The organism is Sphingomonas sp., assembly GCF_041661885.1.
Taxonomy (GTDB): domain Bacteria; phylum Pseudomonadota; class Alphaproteobacteria; order Sphingomonadales; family Sphingomonadaceae; genus Sphingomonas.
On the sequence record NZ_JBAZTL010000008.1, the window covers coordinates 94,176 to 114,002 of the forward strand.

At 64.0% G+C, this 19,827-nt stretch carries 15 protein-coding genes and 1 tRNA gene; 8 read left to right on the top strand and 8 right to left on the bottom strand.

The window, feature by feature from the left end; genetic code table 11:
• The first annotated feature begins 3 nt into the window (after positions 1 to 3).
• From WC704_RS15485 to WC704_RS15515, 7 genes are all read left to right on the top strand, one after another.
• Positions 4 to 1,005 carry a polysaccharide deacetylase family protein gene (locus WC704_RS15485; protein ID WP_372891488.1) on the top strand — a complete coding sequence of 334 codons (1,002 nt, stop codon included), beginning with the start codon at positions 4 to 6 and terminating at the stop codon, positions 1,003 to 1,005.
• 332 nt (positions 1,006 to 1,337) lie between these two features.
• A complete protein-coding gene (locus tag WC704_RS15490; RefSeq protein ID WP_372891490.1) occupies positions 1,338 to 4,286 on the top strand; it encodes a valine--tRNA ligase in 2,949 nt (982 codons plus the stop codon).
• A gap of 58 nt (positions 4,287 to 4,344) precedes the next feature.
• Positions 4,345 to 5,811 carry an MATE family efflux transporter gene (locus WC704_RS15495; RefSeq protein ID WP_372891492.1) on the top strand — a complete coding sequence of 489 codons (1,467 nt, stop codon included), beginning with the start codon at positions 4,345 to 4,347 and terminating at the stop codon, positions 5,809 to 5,811.
• Between the two features lie 49 nt (positions 5,812 to 5,860).
• The gene (gene hemB, locus WC704_RS15500) at positions 5,861 to 6,853 is read left to right on the top strand and encodes a porphobilinogen synthase (RefSeq protein WP_372891494.1); all 993 of its coding nucleotides are present in this window, start codon (positions 5,861 to 5,863) and stop codon (positions 6,851 to 6,853) included.
• Complete coding sequence (locus WC704_RS15505; RefSeq protein ID WP_372891496.1) at positions 6,850 to 7,389, top strand: GNAT family N-acetyltransferase; 540 nt, start codon at positions 6,850 to 6,852, stop codon at positions 7,387 to 7,389. The genes hemB and WC704_RS15505 overlap by 4 nt, the downstream gene beginning before the upstream one ends.
• On the top strand, positions 7,386 to 7,913 hold the full coding sequence (locus tag WC704_RS15510; protein ID WP_372891498.1) for a GNAT family N-acetyltransferase: 528 nt from the start codon (positions 7,386 to 7,388) through the stop codon (positions 7,911 to 7,913). The genes WC704_RS15505 and WC704_RS15510 overlap by 4 nt, the downstream gene beginning before the upstream one ends.
• Positions 7,913 to 10,129 carry a spermidine synthase gene (locus tag WC704_RS15515; RefSeq protein ID WP_372891500.1) on the top strand — a complete coding sequence of 739 codons (2,217 nt, stop codon included), beginning with the start codon at positions 7,913 to 7,915 and terminating at the stop codon, positions 10,127 to 10,129. Before WC704_RS15510 ends, WC704_RS15515 begins: the two co-directional genes overlap by 1 nt.
• Here the strand turns inward: WC704_RS15515 and WC704_RS15520 are convergent.
• Positions 10,126 to 10,659: a hypothetical protein gene (locus WC704_RS15520; protein WP_372891502.1), complete on the bottom strand. Its 534-nt coding sequence runs from the start codon at positions 10,657 to 10,659 to the stop codon at positions 10,126 to 10,128. The genes WC704_RS15515 and WC704_RS15520 overlap by 4 nt on opposite strands.
• Before the next feature lie 82 nt (positions 10,660 to 10,741).
• Between WC704_RS15520 and WC704_RS15525 the strand changes: the two genes are divergently transcribed.
• Positions 10,742 to 10,818: transfer RNA gene (locus WC704_RS15525), tRNA-Arg, on the top strand.
• 144 nt (positions 10,819 to 10,962) lie between these two features.
• Here WC704_RS15525 and WC704_RS15530 read toward each other — a convergent pair.
• The 7 genes from WC704_RS15530 to WC704_RS15560 all read right to left on the bottom strand — a co-directional run bounded on the left by WC704_RS15530 (position 10,963) and on the right by WC704_RS15560 (position 19,780).
• The gene (locus WC704_RS15530; protein ID WP_372891504.1) at positions 10,963 to 11,850 is read right to left on the bottom strand and encodes a tyrosine-protein phosphatase; all 888 of its coding nucleotides are present in this window, start codon (positions 11,848 to 11,850) and stop codon (positions 10,963 to 10,965) included.
• Between the two features lie 26 nt (positions 11,851 to 11,876).
• Entirely contained in the window at positions 11,877 to 14,270 is a 2,394-nt protein-coding gene (locus tag WC704_RS15535; protein WP_372891506.1) for a TonB-dependent receptor, read from the bottom strand.
• 120 nt (positions 14,271 to 14,390) lie between these two features.
• Positions 14,391 to 15,740, bottom strand: a complete 1,350-nt coding sequence (locus WC704_RS15540) for an ATP-binding protein (protein ID WP_372891508.1) — start codon at positions 15,738 to 15,740, stop codon at positions 14,391 to 14,393.
• Positions 15,741 to 15,829: 89 nt separating this feature from the next.
• On the bottom strand, positions 15,830 to 16,585 hold the full coding sequence (locus tag WC704_RS15545) for a 3'(2'),5'-bisphosphate nucleotidase CysQ (protein ID WP_372891510.1): 756 nt from the start codon (positions 16,583 to 16,585) through the stop codon (positions 15,830 to 15,832).
• Positions 16,582 to 18,543, bottom strand: a complete 1,962-nt coding sequence (cysN, locus tag WC704_RS15550; RefSeq protein WP_372891512.1) for a sulfate adenylyltransferase subunit CysN — start codon at positions 18,541 to 18,543, stop codon at positions 16,582 to 16,584. Before cysN ends, WC704_RS15545 begins: the two co-directional genes overlap by 4 nt.
• Positions 18,544 to 18,590: 47 nt before the next feature.
• On the bottom strand, positions 18,591 to 19,493 hold the full coding sequence (cysD, locus tag WC704_RS15555; RefSeq protein ID WP_372891514.1) for a sulfate adenylyltransferase subunit CysD: 903 nt from the start codon (positions 19,491 to 19,493) through the stop codon (positions 18,591 to 18,593).
• A 68-nt stretch (positions 19,494 to 19,561) separates the two neighbouring features.
• Positions 19,562 to 19,780 (bottom strand): hypothetical protein, encoded by a 219-nt coding sequence (locus tag WC704_RS15560; RefSeq protein ID WP_372891516.1) that lies wholly within the window; start codon positions 19,778 to 19,780, stop codon positions 19,562 to 19,564.
• Positions 19,781 to 19,827: the final 47 nt, after the last annotated feature.

The window sequence follows — 19,827 nt, forward strand, 5'->3', positions numbered from 1 at the left end:
AATATGACACGGACGGGATCTGCGCTGCACGGGCAGGTAGCGGCCACCACGAAGATCCTCGGCATAATGCTGCTCGGCATCGCGGCGATGCTCTTGTCCTTCGGCGCGTTGGAGGCACGGACCCGGCACGCGACGATCGCGCTGACCTTCGATGATCTGCCCGCGCTGACCATCATCAAGAATCAGGGCTATGTGAACGACCTCAACGCCGCGCTGCTGCGCGGATTGCAGCGACACGGGATTCCGGCGACGGGCTTCGTCAACGAATCCAAGCTGGATGATCTGGACCGCCCGCAGCAGATCGATGTGCTGAAGCACTGGCTCGATGCCGGAATGGATCTTGGGAACCACACATTTTCCCACCAATCGCCCAACAGCCTGGGCGCGGCGGCGTATATTGCCGATATTGCGCGGGGCGAGCCGGTCACGCGCGGGCTGCTCGAGGCGCGGCACCGTCGGATCGGGTGGTTCCGGCATCCCTATCTCGAAACGGGGACGCCGGGCGCGGTGAAGCAGGAAATCGACGCGTGGCTGAGTGCGCACGGCTATCGCATCGCCCCGGTGACGATCGATGCCGACGACTGGGAATTTGCGGAACCTTATGATGATGTGATCGCGCGCCATGACGAGGCCGAGCGAAAGCGGATCAAGGAACTCTATCTCGCGCATAGTACGACCACGATCCGCTGGTATCGCGGCGCGGCGCTTGGCCTGTTCGGTCGCGACATCGCTTATGTCATGCTGTTGCACGCAACGCGGCTCAACGCCGATTCGATCGATGATCTGGCCGCGATGTTAAAGCGCGAGCATCTGCGCCCGGTCACGCTGTCGCAGGCGATGAAAGACCCGGCCTATCGCACCGCCGATCCCTATACCGGCAAGGAAGGAATCGAGTGGATGGAGCGATGGTCGATGGCGTTGCACAAGGCGTTGCCGTGGAGCAGCTTCCGCGACGTGCCGAAAGAGATCGAAACGGCGTATGACCGGGTCGATCATGACCGCTGACGTTCCAGCCAACCTTATTTGCGCTTGCAGCGGCTATTCTTCCGCCGGACGATCAAACTGCGCGGCGCGCGGGAATCGCGGATGGGCAAATCGAGCCTCATGATGTCATCGCAGTCGACCGCACCAGCCTCGGCTGGCGGTTCGATCAAGGGCGCGTTGTGGGGGCGGGGCGGGGACACGGTCGCCATCACCGCCGATTATCGGGGGATCGGCAACCCAGGTTACAACCGCGACCGGGGGGTGGATCAGCGCCTTTGCGATCCGCCTGCACGGACAGTTTTGAGCTCGGGCCGCCCTTTTCTTTTGTGGCGTCGCGGCTAAAGCCGGACGCTATGACCGAGCTTCCAAAAACCTTCGACCCCGCCGAAATCGAACAACGCTGGTATGCGCATTGGGAAAGCACGGGCCAGTTCCGGCCCGACCGTCCCGGTGCCGAGCCGTGGACGATCGTCAACCCGCCGCCCAACGTGACGGGTTCGCTCCATATCGGCCATGCGCTCGACAACACGCTGCAGGATATCCTCGCGCGTCATGCCCGCTTGCAGGGCAAGGATGCCTTGTGGGTGGTCGGCACCGACCATGCCGGCATCGCCACGCAGATGGTGGTCGAGCGCCAGATGGCCGCCGCCCAACAGAAACGCACCGATTTCACGCGCGAAGCGTTCGTCGCCAAGGTGTGGGAATGGAAGGAAGAGAGCGGCGGGGAAATCACCCAGCAGCTCCGCCGCCTCGGCTGCTCGATGGATTGGGCGAACGAACGCTTCACGATGGACGAGGGCTTTTCCAAGGCGGTCCTCAAGGTGTTCGTCGACCTGCACAAGGAAGGCTTGATCTACCGCGACAAAAGGCTGGTGAACTGGGACCCCGGCCTTGGCACCGCGATCAGCGACCTTGAGGTCGAGACGCGCGAAATCAAGGGCAGCTTCTGGCATTTGCGCTATCCGCTGGCAGATGGATCGGGCTTCATCGAAGTCGCGACCACGCGGCCCGAGACGATGCTCGCCGATATGGCGGTCGCGGTGAATGCAGCGGATGAACGCTACACGCATCTCGTCGGCAAGCAGATCAAGCTGCCGATCACGGGGCGCCTGATCCCGATCATCACCGACGACCATGCCGATCCTGAGCTTGGCTCGGGCGCGGTGAAGATCACGCCGGGGCATGATTTCAACGATTTCGAAGTCGGCAAGCGTGCCGGCATCGCGGCGGGCGCGATGCTCAACATGCTCGATGCCAAGGCGCAGGTCGTGCAGGTCGCCGACGGGCTGATCCCGGACGCATTCCTGGGGCTGACGACGGCGGAAGCGCGCAAGGCGGTGGTCGCGCAGTTGAAGGCCGAGGGCTTTCTGATCCCGTACATCGACAAGGACGGCACCGAACACGACGCCGAACCGCGCACGATCCAGACACCCTATGGCGATCGATCGGGCGTGGTGATCGAGCCGTGGCTGACCGACCAATGGTATGTCGACGCCGCAACGCTGGCGAAACCGGCGATCGAGGCGGTGCGCTCGGGCGCGATCGAGATCGTGCCCAAGACGTGGGAAAAGACGTTCTTCAACTGGATGGAGAATATCCAGCCTTGGTGTGTGAGCCGGCAGTTGTGGTGGGGGCATCGGATTCCGGCTTGGTTTGGGCCGAAATTCGATCAACACGCGAATCAAATCACCTACGATATTCACAGGGAAGATAGCGGTGCGCTGCTTCACGGCAGCCAGGTATTCGTTGCACTTGATGAAGAGGCGGCGGTCGAGGCGGCGAAAGCTTACTACGGCGATCTCGAAGTGTTTGTTTCGGACGGCCCTTTGGTAGACACTGCAGATGGCGCAGTTGCGATTTATCGTGACTCCGACGTGCTCGACACGTGGTTCTCTTCGGCGCTGTGGCCCTTCGCGACGATGGGCTGGCCCAACCAAAATCCTCCCCGGCACGGGGAGGGGGACCCTGAGCATTCAGCGAAGGGTGGAGGGGGCGTGCCACAAGCGGAAGCGCTCGCGGCGGTCCCCCCCCACCGTCCTGCGGACGGTTCCCCCCCCCGTTCCGGGGGGGATCTGACGCTCCACGGCCGCTACCCCAATGACGTGCTCATCTCGGGCTTCGACATCCTGTTCTTCTGGGATGCGCGGATGATGATGCAGGGCATCCACTTCATGGGCGATGTGCCCTTCCGGAAGCTCTACCTGCACGGCCTAGTCCGCGCGTCGGATGGACAGAAGATGTCCAAGTCCAAGGGCAATGTCGTCAACCCGCTCGGGCTGATCGACACATATGGCGCGGACGCTTTGCGCTTCTTCATGGCGGCGATGGAAAGCCAGGGCCGCGACATCAAGATGGATGAGAAGCGCGTCGAGGGGTATCGCAACTTCGCCACGAAACTGTGGAACGCCTGCCGCTTCGCGCAAGCCAACGGCATCGGCGCGAGCAAGACGCTCGATGCGCCGGAGGCGACGCTCGCGGTCAACAAATGGATCATCGCCGAGACGATCGCGTGCGTGCAGGCGGTCGATCTCGCGCTTGCGGACCTGCGCTTCGATGGCGCAGCCAATGCCGTGTACCAGTTCGTGTGGAGCCGCTTCTGCGACTGGTATCTGGAGCTTATCAAGCCTGTTCTCGGGCAGATGGACGCCCCCGCGACCGGCGCGGAGGCCGACGAAACCCGCGCCGTTGCCGGTTGGGTGATCGACCAGATCCTCGTGCTGCTGCACCCGTTCATGCCGTTCATCACCGAGGAATTGTGGCACGCAATGGGCCCACGCGAGAATGACCTGATCGTCGCCAAATGGCCGATGGCGGATACGCGCTCGATCGATCCGGAGGCGAGCAAGGAGATCGACTGGGTGATCCGGCTGATCGGCGAAGTCCGCGCCGCGCGGACCGAGCTCGGCGTATCGCCGGGTACGCGGATGCCAGTGCATATCCGCGATGCCAGCGCCGAGACACTGGCGCGGATTGAGCGGCAAGCGGGCGTGATTGCGCGTCTTGCACGCATCGACGTTACGCCGGGGGATGGTCCGGCTGGCGGCGCGGTGCAGGTGGTGGTCGATGAGGCGACCTTCGTCCTGCCGCTGGAAGGCGTGATCGATCTCGACGCCGAGCGCGCGCGCTTGACCAAGGGCATTGAGGCTGCCGCGAAGGAGCGCGACGCACTCGCCGGGCGGCTGGGCAATCCCAGCTTCGTCGAGCGCGCCAAGCCAGAAGCGGTCGAAAAGGCCCGCGCCGACCATGCCGAAAAAGCCGCCGAAGCCGAACGGCTAAGCGCGGCACTGGCGCGGCTGGGCTGAAATTCCCCTCCCGCGTGCGGGAGGGGTTAGGGGAGGGGCTGTGTCCGGATCACCTATCATGACAGGCCCTCCCCCACCCCCTCCCGCAAGCGGGAGGGGAGAAGAAGGAGCGTCGGCAAGCGGGCACCGCCCGTCCAGGCCCACCCGCCCCGGCAAGCACGACCTCACCACCGGGCCGATTGGCCGGACGCTACTTGCCTTCGCGTTGCCGACAATGGGGGCCAACATTCTCCAGTCGCTCAACGGATCGATCAACACGATCTGGGTTGGGCGTTTCCTGGGCGAAGGCGCGGTGGCGGCGACCGCCAATGCCAACACCATCATGTTCCTGATGTTTGCCGGCATCTTCGGCTTCGGCATGGCGGCGACAATCCTGATCGGCCAGAGCATCGGCCGCCGCGACATCGAGGGCGCACGCCGCGCGTTCGGCGCGTCGGTCGGGCTGGTGATGGGCGCGGCGGTGGTGATCGCGACGCTCGGCTGGATCTTCACGCCCGAAATCCTGAAAGCGCTCGCCACCCCGGCCAGCGCGATGCCGCTGGCGCTCGCCTATTTGCGCGTCATCTTCCTTGGTTTGCCCGCGACGATGCTGCTGGTGCTGCTCGGCATGGCGCTGCGCGGCGTAGGCGATTCGATCACGCCGTTGTGGTTCACGGTGCTGAGCGTCGTGCTCGATGGCGGATTGAACCCCGTGTTCATTCGCGGCTGGTTCGGGATGCCCGTGCTCGGCATTGCCGGGTCGGCACTCGCGACGCTGATTTCCGCGCATGTCGCGGCGTTGGGCCTGCTCGTCTATATTTACTGGCGCGATTTGCCGATCCGGCTGCGCGGCCACGAACTGACCTGGCTGGTTCCATCGGCGACGCTGATCCGCACCATCATCGCCAAGGGGCTGCCAATGGGCGCGCAGATGCTGGTGGTGTCGTTTGCGGCACTGACGATGACCGGGCTGGTCAACCGCTATGGGGTGGACACGACTGCGGCGTATGGCGTGTCGATGCAGCTATGGGGCTATGTCCAGATGCCCGCGCTCGCGGTGGGGGCGGCGGTGAGCAGCATGGCGGCGCAGAATATCGGCGCGGGGCTGTGGGATCGGGTCGATCGCATTACGCGCTCGGGCCTGGTGTTCAGCGCGCTGCTGACGACGACGCTGGTGGTGGCGATCATCGCGTTCGATCGACCGGTCATGGCGGTGTTCCTCGGCGATGACAGCCCGGCACTGCCGATTGCGCGGCATATTCAGGTGTTGGCGAGCTGGAACTTCATCGTGTTCGGCATGACGATGGTGTTGTTTTCGACCGTGCGGGCAAACGGGGCAGTGTGGGCGCCGCTGGTGATGCTCATCGTCGCGATGTATCCGGTGCGGCTGGGCTTTGCGCTCGCTTTCAAGGGTGTGCTTGGCGCGGATTCGCTGTGGTGGAGCTTTCCGCTCGGCTCGGTCGCCACGCTGGTGATGGCGTCGGTCTATTATCGCTATGGCGGCTGGCGGCGGCAACGCTTGGTCGTGCCCGCTGGAAAGCCCTAAGCAACCGACTCACTTGCGCACGCACGCACGCGGTTCCAGAACGCGTCGCATGACCGCACGTTATCCAGCCCTTCGCCTTCGCCGCACCCGCGCCAGCGCCTGGAGCCGCCGGCTCTATGCCGAGACCGTGCTGACCCCAGCCGACCTGATCTGGCCGCTGTTCATTGCCGAGGGGCAGGGGGTGGAAGACCCGATCGCTTCGTTGCCGGGCGTGTCGCGCTGGTCGGTCGATAACATCGTCGCGCGCGGGCGCGAGGCGCGCGATCTCGGGATTCCGTGCGTCGCCCTGTTCCCCAATACGCCGGGGCATTTGCGCACCGATGACGGGCGCGAGGCGCTCAATCCCGACAATCTGATGTGCCGCGCGATCCGCGCGTTGAAAGATGCGGTGCCCGAGGTTGGCGTGCTGACCGACGTCGCGCTCGACCCCTATACCACGCACGGGCATGACGGGTTGGTCGATGAAGCGGGGTATGTCGTCAACGACATCACCTCAGAGGCTTTGGTCGGGCAGGCGCTTAACCAGGCCGAGGCGGGATCGGACATCATCGCACCGTCGGACATGATGGATGGCCGCATCGGCGCGATCCGCGCGGCGCTGGAGGAAGGCGGGCATCACAATGTCCAGATCATGTCCTACGCTGCCAAATATGCCAGCGCCTTTTACGGGCCGTTCCGCGATGCGGTCGGCAGTCGCGGGCTGCTCAAAGGCGACAAGAAAACCTATCAGATGAATCCGGCCAATGCCGAGGAAGCGCTGCGCGAAGTCGCGCTCGATCTCGCCGAGGGGGCGGATAGCGTGATGGTCAAGCCCGGTCTGCCCTATCTCGACATCGTTGCACGGGTGAAATCGGCGTTCGAGGTGCCGGTGTTCGCGTACCAAGTGTCGGGCGAATATGCGATGATCGAAGCGGCGGTCGCAGCGGGCGCGGCGGAACGCGATCCGATGGTGCTGGAAACGCTGATGGCGTTCAAACGCGCGGGCTGTTCGGGCGTACTCACCTATCACGCCGCCCATGCCGCGCGGTTGCTCGGCGCGTGATCGAGACGGAACGGTTGATCCTCCGCCCGTGGCGGGAGGACGACAAGCCGACGTTTAATGCGATTATCAACACGCCCGCGATGATGACGCATTTCGGCGGCGTTCGCCCGCGCGCCGACATTGATGCGCTGATCGACAAGTTGATGGTCAACCAGGCCAAGGACGGCCACACGATGTGGGCGGTGGAACATAAGGCCGATCGCGCTCTCGCGGGTGTGTGTGGGGTGCGGATCAGCGGTTATCCCGGCACGGGCGTGTCGGATGAGTTGGAAATCGGGTGGCGCATCGCCGAGCGCTATTGGGGCAGCGGCGTCGCGCGCGAAGCGGCGGAGGCGAGCATCGCCTGGAGCTGGGCCAATACCGATCGCCCACGCATTTCGGCCTGGACCAATGCCGCCAATAGCCGGTCGTGGGGCCTGATGCTGCGGCTGGGCATGGTGCGACGTGAGGATCTGGACTTCGACCACCCTCTTTACACGGTCGGCGATCCGCTGGGGCGGATGGTCGTCTACGTGATCGACCGGCCCGCCGCATGATCGAGACCGAGCGCCTGATCCTGCGTGGTTGGCGCGAAGCCGATATCGCACCGTTCCACGCGATGGGGCAGGATGAAGAGGTTATGCGCTATCTCGGGCCCCTGGCGACGCTCGAACAGGCGCGTGCCGGGTATGAACGCTGCGTCGCCCGGCAGGCCGAAGCGGGCTTCTGCTTCTGGGCGATCGAACGCAAAAGCGACGCGGCCTTCCTGGGGTTTTGCGGCTTGCAGCAGGGGTATGACTTTCTCGAAGGCGAGATCGAGATCGGCTGGCGCCTGCGCCGCGACGCCTGGGGGGAGGGTTATGCGCGCGAGGCCGCCGAGGTGAGCCTGGCATGGGGCTGGACCAATCTGGCTACGCCACGGATCACCGCGATCACCGTGGCCGCCAATCGCCGCAGTTGGGGCCTGATGGAGCGGCTCGGCCTGTACCGCGTGGCGGGGGGCGATTTCGACCATCCCGCCGTCCCCGATGACAGCCCGCTGAAGCGCCATATCCGCTATCGCATCGACCGTCCCGCCTGATGCCCACACGCCTGGTTCGCCCGCTCTTCGTCATCACGATTCTGGCGAGTTCGTTCCTGCTGTTCCTGGTGCAGTCGATGGTGGCGCGCATGGCGTTGCCGCGATTGGGTGGCGCGCCCGCGGTGTGGAACTCGGCGATGCTGGTGTATCAGGCGCTGCTGCTGGGCGGGTACGCTTACGCGCATTGGCTTGGTCGGCTGGGCGCGCGCGAGCAGGCGATGACGCATCTGGGCGTGCTGTTGATCGCGGGGCTGTGGTTGCCGATCGGGCTCAACGCGGTGCAGCCGGGGCCAACCGCACAGCCGGCGATTTGGGTGCCGTGGCTGCTCGGTATTTCGATCGGGCCGCTATTCTTCGCGATTTCGGCGCAGGCACCCTTGTTGCAACGCTGGTTCAGCGTGTTGCGCGAGGGGGAGAACCCCTATGCGCTATACGCCGCGTCGAATTTCGGCAGCTTTGCGGGGCTCATCGCCTACCCGCTGCTGGTCGAGCCGGGCATGGCGCTGTTGGGGCAGCGTATCTTGTGGAGCAGCGGTTATATTCTGGTCGGTCTGTTGGTCGCCTTGTGCGGCGCGACCTTGCCGCGCGTCGATCCCCGTGCGGGCACGAGTAGCGTGGCACCCGTGATCTCGTCGGTTGCGCCGAGCCGTCGTCGCGTCGCATATTGGATTGCGCTGGCATTCGTACCGTCCGGGCTGATGCTCGCCACCTCCACCTATATCGCCACCGATATCGTGGCGATGCCGTTGCTGTGGGTGATCCCGCTTGGCCTGTATCTGCTGAGCTTTACCATCGCCTTTGCCACCGATCGCACGATGGCCGACACGCAGACGCGGATCGCGCCGATCGCGATCTTGCTGTTCGGCGGCATATTGGTCGGGGGTGTCCCGGGCTTGCCCTATATCGGCGCGATCATGGCGCTGGCGCTGCTGTTTCTGGTCTCGGTCGCGCTGCACACCGCCTTGTACCGCATTAGGCCCGAGCCGGATCGACTGACGGGCTTCTATCTCGCGATGTCGGTGGGCGGGGCGCTCGGCGGGGTGTTCGCGGCGCTGGTGGCCCCGCTGGTGTTCGACTGGACGTATGAATATCCGATCCTGATCCTCGCGGCGGCGCTGCTGGTGCCGCAGCAACCCCTTCTCGGCGCGCTGGGACGGCTGTGGGGTGGAACAGTGCGCCGCCGTCGCGCGATGATCGCCGTCGTGGCCTTTGCCGTGCTGACGCTGGTGGCCTTGGTTCTGGCCTATCCCGGGCAAACGGATCAGGCAGGAACGCTGCATCTGGTGGTTCTGTCGGCGCTGGTGGTGGTCGGATTGATCGCGCTCGGGCAACGCTACGCCTTTGCGATTGCGGTGCTGGGGGCGCTGGTCGCGTTCGGTGGATATTATACCGTGTTGATTTCGCTGGAGCCGCACGCGCGCACGCGCAGCTATTTTGGCATCTATACGGTTCATCACAACGCCGCCCAACGGCAACTGGCGCACGGCACCACCGTCCACGGAACGCAATTGCTCGGCTCGCCGGGGCGCGAGCGGACGCCGACCGCTTATTATGTGGCCCATTCGGGCGTTGGCCGGGCGATGCAGGCGCTGCCGACGCTGTACGGGCCGGGTGCGCGGGTTGGCATCGTCGGGCTCGGGGCGGGGACGCTGGCTTGTTATGCGCAGGCCGGGCAGCAATGGCGCTTCTACGAAATCGATCCGGCTGTGGTGCGAATCGCGCGCGACACCGGGCAGTTCAGCTTTCTGTCGCGGTGCCTGCCACGCCCGACGATCGAACTCGGCGACGCACGCTTGAACCTCGCCGTTGCGCCTAAGGCTTCGCTCGATCTGCTCGCGCTCGATGCCTTTTCGTCGGATTCGGTGCCGATGCATTTGCTGACGCGCGAAGCCTTTGCCGTTTATGCACGGACGCTGAGCCCGCGCGGGTTGTTGCTCGTCCACATCTCGAATCGCTTCCTCGATCTCGAGCCCGTCGTCGCGGCGGCGGCGCGGAGCGGCGGTTGGCAGGCGGTGCAGCTTTTCTATCGCCCCGGTTCGAACAACCGCGATGCGGGGACGATGTCGCAGTGGATCGCGCTATCGCGCGATGCCGGGGTGATTCGGGTTTTGAAGGCGAACGATGCGTCCTGGGCCCCGATAAAACCGCGGGCAGGCTTCACGGCCTGGTCGGACGATTATTCGACCATCTTGCCGCTATTGAAGGCGGGGCGTTAGGCGCCGGGCAACCGCTCGGCGATGGCCGCAATGCGGGCGCTTTGTTCTTCGAATGCGGCTTGGGCCGCGTTGTGAAGGCTGGTGATCGCCGGATAGTCCGGCTTGCCGTCAGCGGCGCGTGAAATCGCCAGCAAATCGATATCGGTCAGCGCCGAGGAGGTTGTCGCGCGATAGCCGTCCAGGTTCGCCAGCGCCGTCTGCGCGGCGATCCAGCGTTCTCCGCCGACCTTGTCGCCCTGCGCGACGCTGGCCAGGCGTTCGGCAGCTTCCGCTGCGGGCGCGAAAGCGGCGGTGGTTTTGTCGAGCGTCTTGCGCAAATCGGCCAGGACCGAATCGGTCGCCGGGTCCGCCACTGCGACCGGAATGGCGATGTCGGGTTCGGCATCGCTGCGGGATTCGATCGCGCGCGGTAATAGCGAGGGGTAACGGATCGATGGCTGCACCGCGCAGCTCGCCAACGCAGGGGCGAGCATGAGGGCGAAAACCAGCGCAGGGCGGGCGCGGCGGGCGGGCGGGAGCGGGGGCATCATCACAAATTGCTCTATGCCGATGAGAAAGGTCACGCAACGCACTTGCATCTCTTAAAGGACGCCGCTAACAGCGCGTCTCCACGCACCCATAGCTCAGCTGGATAGAGCATCAGACTACGAATCTGAGGGTCGGGCGTTCGAATCGCTCTGGGTGCACCATTCTTTCAAAAGTGTCTGATCGCAGGATGTTGGCGGGTATTCCCACCATGCCGCGACAGGCACGGCGGGTCGCGGCGACGGCGGCACCGAAAACTCCCGGCATTGCAATGGAGCGCCCGTGAAACGCCAGGCGGGGCTCGGCGTTCAGTCGAGATAGCTATGGCGCAGGCGGGTAAGATCCGCTGCCGACAGACCCATTTCGTCACGCAACCAACCACGCGCGCCACCGGGATGCGCGTCGAGTACCTTTAGCGCCGCCTCGATATAGCTGCGATTCGCGCCAAGCAGCGCTTGCACGACGGGCGCTGGCATCTGGCGTAGCGGATTGGCGGGGTTGGCCGTGCCGCCTTTGCCAAGCAAGGCGCCAGCATCGAGATAGCGATTGGTGAGCAAATAATCCTGGATAACGGTCTCACGCGGTACGCCGAGTGCGGTCAGCAGCAGCGCGGCGGCAACGCCGGTACGATCCTTTCCAGCGGAGCAGTTGAAGGCAAGCGGGGCGTGACCCGCGAGCAATTCATCGAACATGCGCCGATATTGGCCGTGAAACTGTACCAGCATCCGGGGATAGCTCGCCGCCATCGCGGCACGTGTCGATTCGGCGGTCCAGTCCTTCATCGGGCCAGCAGGCAAGAAGCTGGCCATATCGAGCTTGTAATCATCGCTCAGCACGCGTGGTGCCCCGGCGGTTGGCCAATTGACGGGTTCGGTGGTGCGTTCGCGGGAGTCGCGAAAATCGCAGACGACGCGGATGCCACGGCGTTCAAGATAGGCGTAATCGCTATCGGTCAGGCCGTGCATCGAGCCCGAACGGAACAGCACGCCCCATTTGACGTGGCGACCATCGGCGGTGCGATACCCGCCAAGCTCGCGGAAATTTCGGCCACCCTGCAACGGCAGCACCCGCTCATGCGGTGCTGCCGTTGCTGCGGTAGGATGAATTTGGGGAGACGGACCATGCCCCCAGCACACCAGTGGCGCAGTGGCCAGGGCGGCTGCGGCGACCGCAAACCGAAGCGACGCGATCTTCATGGTCTGTCTCCCAGGGTCGGATATCGTTAGAACTTCACCTGTACCTGGCCGCCAAAGGTGCGCGCTTCGTTGAAGAAGCCGTTGAGCCCGCTAGTCAGGCTGAGCGCCTTGTAGAACACATGCTGTTCGTTCAGCAGGTTGCGCGCCCAAACCGACAGCGTCACACGCGCGTCGCCACGGCCCACGTCGATATCGGCCAGCGCAAGCGTGCCGTTGACGATGAACGCGCTATCACCCTTTGGCTGGTAAACGTTGCCGGGGTTGCCCGCGCCCAGATAGAGCGGGTCGTTGCCATTGGCGTAGAAGCCGCTGTCATAATTGCCGTCAAGGTGCGCGCGGATCGTGGCACCCTGGAGCGGCACCTCATAGTCGATCGTGCCGCTTGCTCCATGTTTCGGCGTATAGGTCTGGTAAACCGGGACCGGAGTGTTGTTGACCGTGCCGCCTGCGGTCGCCGGGAACGGGTTGGCGGTCGAGGGGATGCGGACATAGGTATAAGCGTAGGACGCGCCCAGCGTCAGGTGCGGGACCGGGGTAAGTTTGAAGTCAGCCTCGACCCCGTGGATGCCGCCCGTACCGCGCGCATTGAGCGTTTCGGTGGTCGTGCGGTTGCTGCGCGTCAGCACGCCGTTGACGATCGTCTCATACAGGCCCGAGAAATCGACCTGCACGTTCTTGTAGGTGCCGGCATAAGCCGAGACGTTGAAGCGGGAATGGCGGTTGAAGAACTCGGTCTTCAACCCGGCTTCGAACACCGACACCGATTCCGGATTGAACGCGAGATATTGCAGCGAGCGCGAATTGGCACCGCCCGATTTATAGCCGGTGCTCCACTTGCCATAAACGTGGATGTCGCGCGACACATCAACCAGTACGTTGAGCATTGGATCGACCCGCGACCAATGCGCGTCGAGAAAGCGCGTGCCGCTTACACCGAATACGACCGGAGCCGCACCGTTGACCGTGAAGAGCTCTCCATGCTTGGCGTCGCGCGTCCAACGCAGGCCACCGGTCAAGTGGATCGCATCGTCCAGAAGGGCGGGAGTGTAGGTCGCCTGGCCGAAGGCACCAACGCTGGTGGTGGTCACGTGGCTCGCACGATCGATCCGCTGCGCGTCATAGTTGAGCGACAGGATGGTGTAGGTGCTGCCCGCCGCATCGGTGAACTGGTTGGTGTTGAACGCCTGCGCGTTGTCCTGGACGTTCTCGCGATAATATAGCGCGCCCGCGACATATTTCAGGCGACCGAGCTCGCCAATGGCCTGGAATTCCTGGCTGAACTGATTCTGGCGGAACTGGGCCAGGCTGTAGCGCGCGAAGGCGACGCCGGTGAACACGCCCGAGCCGTTTGACAGCGTGGTCGCCGCCGAACCGTTATCGTACTGGCTCTGGGTCAAGTAGCGATAGGACGTGATCGACTTCAGCGTCAGGTTGCGCGCCGGATGATATTCCAGGTTCAGTTCATGGCCTTGCACCTTGCCGACGCTGGGCTGTTCGGGGGCACCGACATTGGCGACGTCGGCGCGCGTGGTCTGGAGCGTGCCGAGCGCGGCCTGCCGGTTGCTGCCACGGGCAAGGAGCTGCAGATAAAGCGAGGTCGATGCGTCATAAGACGTGTCGAAGGCATAATCGGCGCTGAAATCGGCCGTTGGCTTCCACAATGCCTCTACGCGCAGGCCGTGCTTGTCATAAAAGTTGAAGCCCGACGCGCCCGACAACGGGTTCTTCACCAACGGATCGCGGTGGCTGATAACGCCATCGAGCTTGAGCGAAATCCCCGCAACCGATGGCAGATCGATATGCCCTTCGGTCTTGTAGCTGCCGTAATTGCCGAGCCCGGCAATCACATTCGCGTGAAATTCGCCGGTTGGCTTTTTGGTGGTGATATTGATCGCGCCACCTTCGGTGTTGCGACCGAACAGCGTACCCTGCGGGCCCTTCAGGACTTCGAGGCTGTCAATGTCGAACAGCGCGGTGCCAAGGCCCTGCGCACGCCCGAGATAGACGCCGTTGACGTACACGCCGACACCCTGGTCCCGCGCGGGCTGGTTGCCGTCCGACAGCACGCCGACGCCGCGAATGTTCACGATCAACGCCGAGTTGCGCGAATAAAATGGCGCAACCTTGAGCGAGGGGATCGACCCGTCGGTAAGATCGGCGAGCGAAACGACGTGGCGATTGGCGAGATCAGCGCCGCTCAGCACCGAAATCGAGATCGGCGTCTTTTGCGCGGTTTGCGGACGCTTTTCTGCGGTGACGACGATGTCGCCGAGTTGCGCGCTTTCGTCGGCCGCTGTTGCGGGCGCGGCGGGTGCTGCCTCAGGCGCGGTCGATGCAAAGGCCGGCGACAGCGCAAAGCTCGAGCAGAAGGCGGTCGCGGCAAGCAGACGCACCGCGACGAACTGATTTTTGGAAAGCATTGGATCCCCCGGTCTAGAACTCTCCGGGGTCCCGTGTGCGTGATTCGTGTCGCCAGCGTTACGACAATTGTATAGAAATGTTGCAACGCACAATTATCGCAGTGTGTAGCACCGTTACAATCACGCGGTGGGTGGTGCCGCAGGCAGGATGACCGTCACGCGCAACCCGCCCAGTGGGGAGCGCCCCGCTTCGATCCGACCGTGATGGGCCTCAACGATGGCTTGCGCGGTAGCGAGCCCCAATCCGGAAGTGGTGACCGATTCACCGGGGGCTTTGGTGGTGCGGTAAAAGGGTTCGAACAATTGCTGCGCGAGGTCGACATCGATGCCCGGCGCGCTGTCGTCGATAATCAGCCGCCAGGCGTTGCGGTGCCCCTCCAATCCGAGTGCGATGCGGCCTCCGGCTGGAGTGTAGCGAAGACTGCTTTCGATCAGCGCGGTGAACAACTGTTCGATCCGCGCGCCATCCCACCGCACCGGTACGGTTGTTGGTGGCAATTGGCCGGGCTCCAGCGACACGCACTGCGCCTTGGCCCGGCGGCTGTTCGCCCATACCGCATTGTGGATCAATGCCACCGGATCGACCGTGGCAAAGGTAACCGGCAAGCGCCCAAGGTCAGCCAGCGCGACGGCGTGCAGGTCCTCGGCCATTTCCTGCAGGCGCTGCACGCCTTCGGCAATCTCCTCATATCCCGCCTGATCGGCGGACGGCGTCGCTTTCTGCATTCCCGCCAGCTTCTCGCCAAGCGCATGAACGGGGACACGCAGATCTTCGGACACCGCCACCAGCCAGGTACGCCGTGCGGATTCGAGCCGGTCGAACTGCCGTGCGATCCGACCCAGGTTGCGCATCGTCGCGCGGGTTTCGGCGGGGCCGGTTTCGGTGAGATCGGCGTTGAAATCGCCTTGCGCAATCGCTCGGCTCGCGCGGAACAGCGCCAGTTGCGGGCGCGTCCACCGCGCGGCGATCCAATAGCCGGTAACCAGCAGGATCAGCAAAATTGCGACCATCGCCGCGACGATTCCGACGAGTTGGTCGCGCACGAAGAGATAGCTTGCCTCGGTTGCCCCGCTTCCGGTGACGATCTTGAGAATCGCGAGTGGACGCCCGTCGCGTATCACCGGATGGGCGGCGCGGACCCCCTCGGCATCGGGCAGAGCGCCGGCCACGTGCAGACCTGCAAGGGTATAGAGCGCGACACGGTTTTTAAGCGGCGCAAGCGCATCGCCCGCAACCGCATTGCGGTCCACAACGTCCTGCGCCGCCGCCAATGCATCAACCAGTGGAGTCCCCGAGCGAATTTCGGTCGCCATCAGCGCGCTTAACGCCGCCAGCGACTGCCGGTCCTGCGCTGCCAGATAGGCTTGTTGCCCGCGCTGAAGATTGAAGACAAGGGCGCTGCCGGGCAGCGCCGCAACCAGCAACGCCTGACCTGCAAGCAGCAGGAACAGTCCCGAAAACAACCGCACCGATGTATCTCCCCCGAGCGGACGGGAGACCCGTCAGAACAGGCTTAATACCGATTCACCATCGAAACAATTGCCTGTTTTGAGGACGTTCATCCCGCTTCGGGATTTTCCGCAGCCACGGCGTCAAGCACCTGTTGCGCATATTCCGGACGGCAGATCAGGATATCCGGCAGCAAGGGATCGCGGCAATTGTAGCGGAGCGGGGCCCCGTCGATCCGCGAGGCGTGGAGCCCGGCGGCCTGCGCGACGGCGACGGGCGCGCAATTGTCCCATTCATATTGGCCGCCGGTGTGCAGATAAATTTCGGCATCGCCCTGCACCACAGCCATCGCCTTCGCGCCGGCGGACCCCATCGGCACGAGATCGGCCCCGATCGCTTCTGCGACACGCAGCACCAATGGATGCGCGCGTGTGCGGCTGACGACCAGGCGCGGGCGGGCGGGGGCGGGGGGCAGCGGCGCGATGGCATCGTCGGTCGCGAATATGCGGCGGGCGGCCGGCAGCGAGACCGCACCCGTCACCGCGACGCCATCAATCGCCAGACCGATGTGCACCGCCCAATCCTCGCGCCGCTCGCGAAATTCGCGTGTGCCATCAAGCGGATCGACGATCCACACGCGCCGCGCGGCACAGCGCGCACCGTCATCCTGCGCTTCTTCCGACAGCACGAAGTCGTCGGGGCGCGCGGCGTGGAGCAGGCGCAGGATCAGGGCGTTCGCCTCGGCATCACCGCGATCGCCAAGTTCGGAATCGGGACAAGCTCCTTCGGCGCACAGCCCGACCAGGATTTCTCCTGCCGCGAGCGCGACTGAACGGGCAAGCTGGGCATCGGTCTGTTCGGTCAAAGTGCGGGACTCCATGTGCCCAGGATATGTTCGACGATCCGGTCAGCCGCCGCTTCGGGGCTTTCCCGGGTTGTGTCGATGTGGATGTCGGGGCGTTCGGGGGCCTCATAGGGGCTGGAAATGCCGGTGAAATGGGCGATCTTCCCCGCGCGTGCCTTGGCATAAAGGCCCTTCACGTCGCGCGCCTCAGCCTCGGCCAATGGTGTATCGATGAAGATTTCGACGAAATCCTCGGGCAGCATCGCGCGCACCATGTCGCGTTCGGCGCGAAAGGGCGAGATGAAGGCGGTCAACACGATCAACCCGGCATCGGTCATCAGCTTGGCGACCTCGCCGATACGACGGATATTTTCGACGCGGTCGGCATCGGTAAAGCCGAGATCCTTGTTGAGCCCGTGGCGGACATTGTCGCCATCGAGCAGGAAGCTGTGGCGGCCAAGCGCGTACAGCTTCTTTTCCACCAGATTGGCGATCGTCGATTTGCCCGAGCCCGACAGGCCGGTGAACCACAGCAAGCGCGGCGTCTGGCCTTTTTGTTCCGCGTGTGCGGCGCGGGTGATGTCGATCGCTTGCCAATGCACGTTTTGCGCTCGACGCAGCGCGAAGGTGAGCATCCCTGCCGCGACGGTGGCATTGTTCGCGCGGTCGATCAGGATGAAGCCGCCCAAATCGGCACCTTCGCTGAACGGTTCGAACACTAAATCACGATCGGAATAGACCTCGGCCACACCAATGTCGTTGAGCGCGAGCGTCTTGACCGAGAGTTCCGCCAGCGTGTTGACGTCGATCGCGTGACGCGGCTCCTGCACGGTCGCGGCGACGGTTTGCGTGCCAAGCTTCAGCCAATAGCTCCGGCCCGGCAACAGCGGCGTTTCGGCCATCCACACGATCGTCGCGCGGAACTGGTCGGCGACCTGGGGCGGATTGTCGGCGGTGGCGATGACGTCGCCGCGCGAACAGTCGACTTCGTCGGCCAGCGTCAGCGTGACCGATTGGCCAGCGACGGCTTCGGGCAAATCGCCATCCATTGTCACGATTCGCGCGACGCGGGTCGTTCGGCCAGAGGGCAGGATGCGCACGGCGTCGCCGGGCTTTACGCTACCGCTGGCGATCAGGCCGGAAAAACCGCGAAAATCCAGATCGGGCCGGTTGACCCATTGCACCGGCAGGCGGAAAGGGCGGGCCTGTGCGACATCGGTCTCAACGTCGATCGTCTCAAGATGCTCGATCAGCGTCGGTCCAGCATACCAGGGGGTCGCGTCGGACCGGCTGGCGATATTGTCGCCGACAAAACCCGAAATCGGGATGGCGGTGAAATCGGTGATGCCGATCGCTGTGGCAAAGGCGCGATAATCGGCGACGATCGCATCGAATACGCCTTGATCGTACCCGACCAGATCCATCTTGTTCACCGCCAGCACGACATGGCGCAAGCGCAGCAAATGGACGAGGAAGCTGTGGCGGCGCGTCTGCGTCAACACGCCCTTGCGCGCATCGATCAGGATGACGGCGGCATCGGCGGTCGAGGCGCCCGTCACCATGTTGCGGGTGTACTGCTCGTGGCCCGGCGTATCGGCGACGATGAACTTGCGTTTCTCGGTCGCGAAGAAGCGATAGGCGACGTCGATCGTAATGCCTTGCTCGCGCTCGGCGGCGAGGCCGTCGACCAGCAAAGCGAAGTCGATATTTTGCCCTTGCGTGCCGACGCGTTTGCTGTCGGCTTCCAGCGCCGAAAGCTGGTCGGCGAAGATTGCGCGGGAATCATACAGCAACCGCCCGATCAGCGTCGATTTACCGTCATCGACCGAGCCGCAAGTGATGAAGCGCAGCAGCGATTTGCGTTGGTGCTGCGCAAGATAGGCGGTGATGTCGGACGCAATAAGCGCGTCGGGTACGAAGCTCCCCTCCCGCTCGCGCGAGGGGCTGGGGGAGGGCCGTGGAGCGGTCGAGTGGGGCAAAGGCCCTCCCCCGACCCCTCCCGCGTGCGGGAGGGGAGACTTAGCCATCAGAAATACCCCTCCGCTTTCTTCTTTTCCATACTGGCGGCTTGATCGTGGTCGATCGCGCGGCCCTGACGTTCCGAGGTTGTCGTCAACAGCATTTCCTGGATCACCTCGGGCAAAGTCGCGGCGGTGCTCTCCACCGCGCCGGTCAAGGGATAACAGCCAAGCGTGCGAAAGCGGATCGAGCGTTCGACCAGTACTTCACCGGGGGCGAGGCGGAAGCGGTCGTCATCCACCATCAGCAGCATCCCGTCGCGCTCCACCGTCGGGCGGGGGGCGGCGAGATAGAGCGGGACGATCTCAATCCCCTCGGCCAGAATATATTGCCAGATGTCGAGCTCGGTCCAGTTGGACAGCGGGAACACGCGGATGCTCTCGCCCTTTGCCTTGCGCGCATTGTAGAGGTGCCACAGTTCGGGCCGCTGCGCCTTCGGGTCCCAGCGCTGGCTGGCCGAGCGGAAGCTGAAGATGCGCTCCTTGGCGCGGCTCTTTTCCTCGTCGCGCCGCGCGCCGCCAAAGGCGACGTCATAGCCGCCTGCGGTCAATGCCTGTTTCAGGCCTTCGGTTTTCCACAGATCGGTATGCAGGCTGCCATGATCGAACGGGTTGATGCCCTGCGCCTCAGCCTCGGGGTTCTTGTGAACGATCAGTTCCATCCCTGCCGCCTGCGCCGCGCGGTCACGCAGGTCGTACATCGCGCGGAATTTCCAGGTCGTGTCGACATGCAGCAGGGGGAAGGGCGGCACGCCGGGAAAGAACGCCTTCTTCGCCAAATGCAGCATTACCGCCGAATCCTTGCCGACCGAATACAGCATCACCGGGCGCTCGGCTTCGGCGACGACTTCGCGCAGGATGTGGATACTTTCGGCTTCGAGCCGCTGAAGGTGGGTTAGGACGACGGACATGGTGCGCCGCAGATAGAGCACAAATGCAGCGGCGCGATCAATTTATCCTGTTGGCGACTAAAGCCACATCAGTCCGTGCTGTTATGCTCGACCGAATCGAGGATGCGCCCACCCGCCATGAACACCGCGAGCGGGCACACAGCGAACAGCATCCACCCGCCCCAGCCGGGATATTGATCGAGGTAATGCACCCCGCGCTCAACCGCGCCGAGCGCCAGCGCGTAAATCACCGCGAACGCCTCGAACTTGTTCTTGATGACGAACAGGCGAGAAAATTTTGTCCACATGCGGAACGGTTAAGCAAGCGCCGGGCCAATGGCGCATTTGCGTAGTT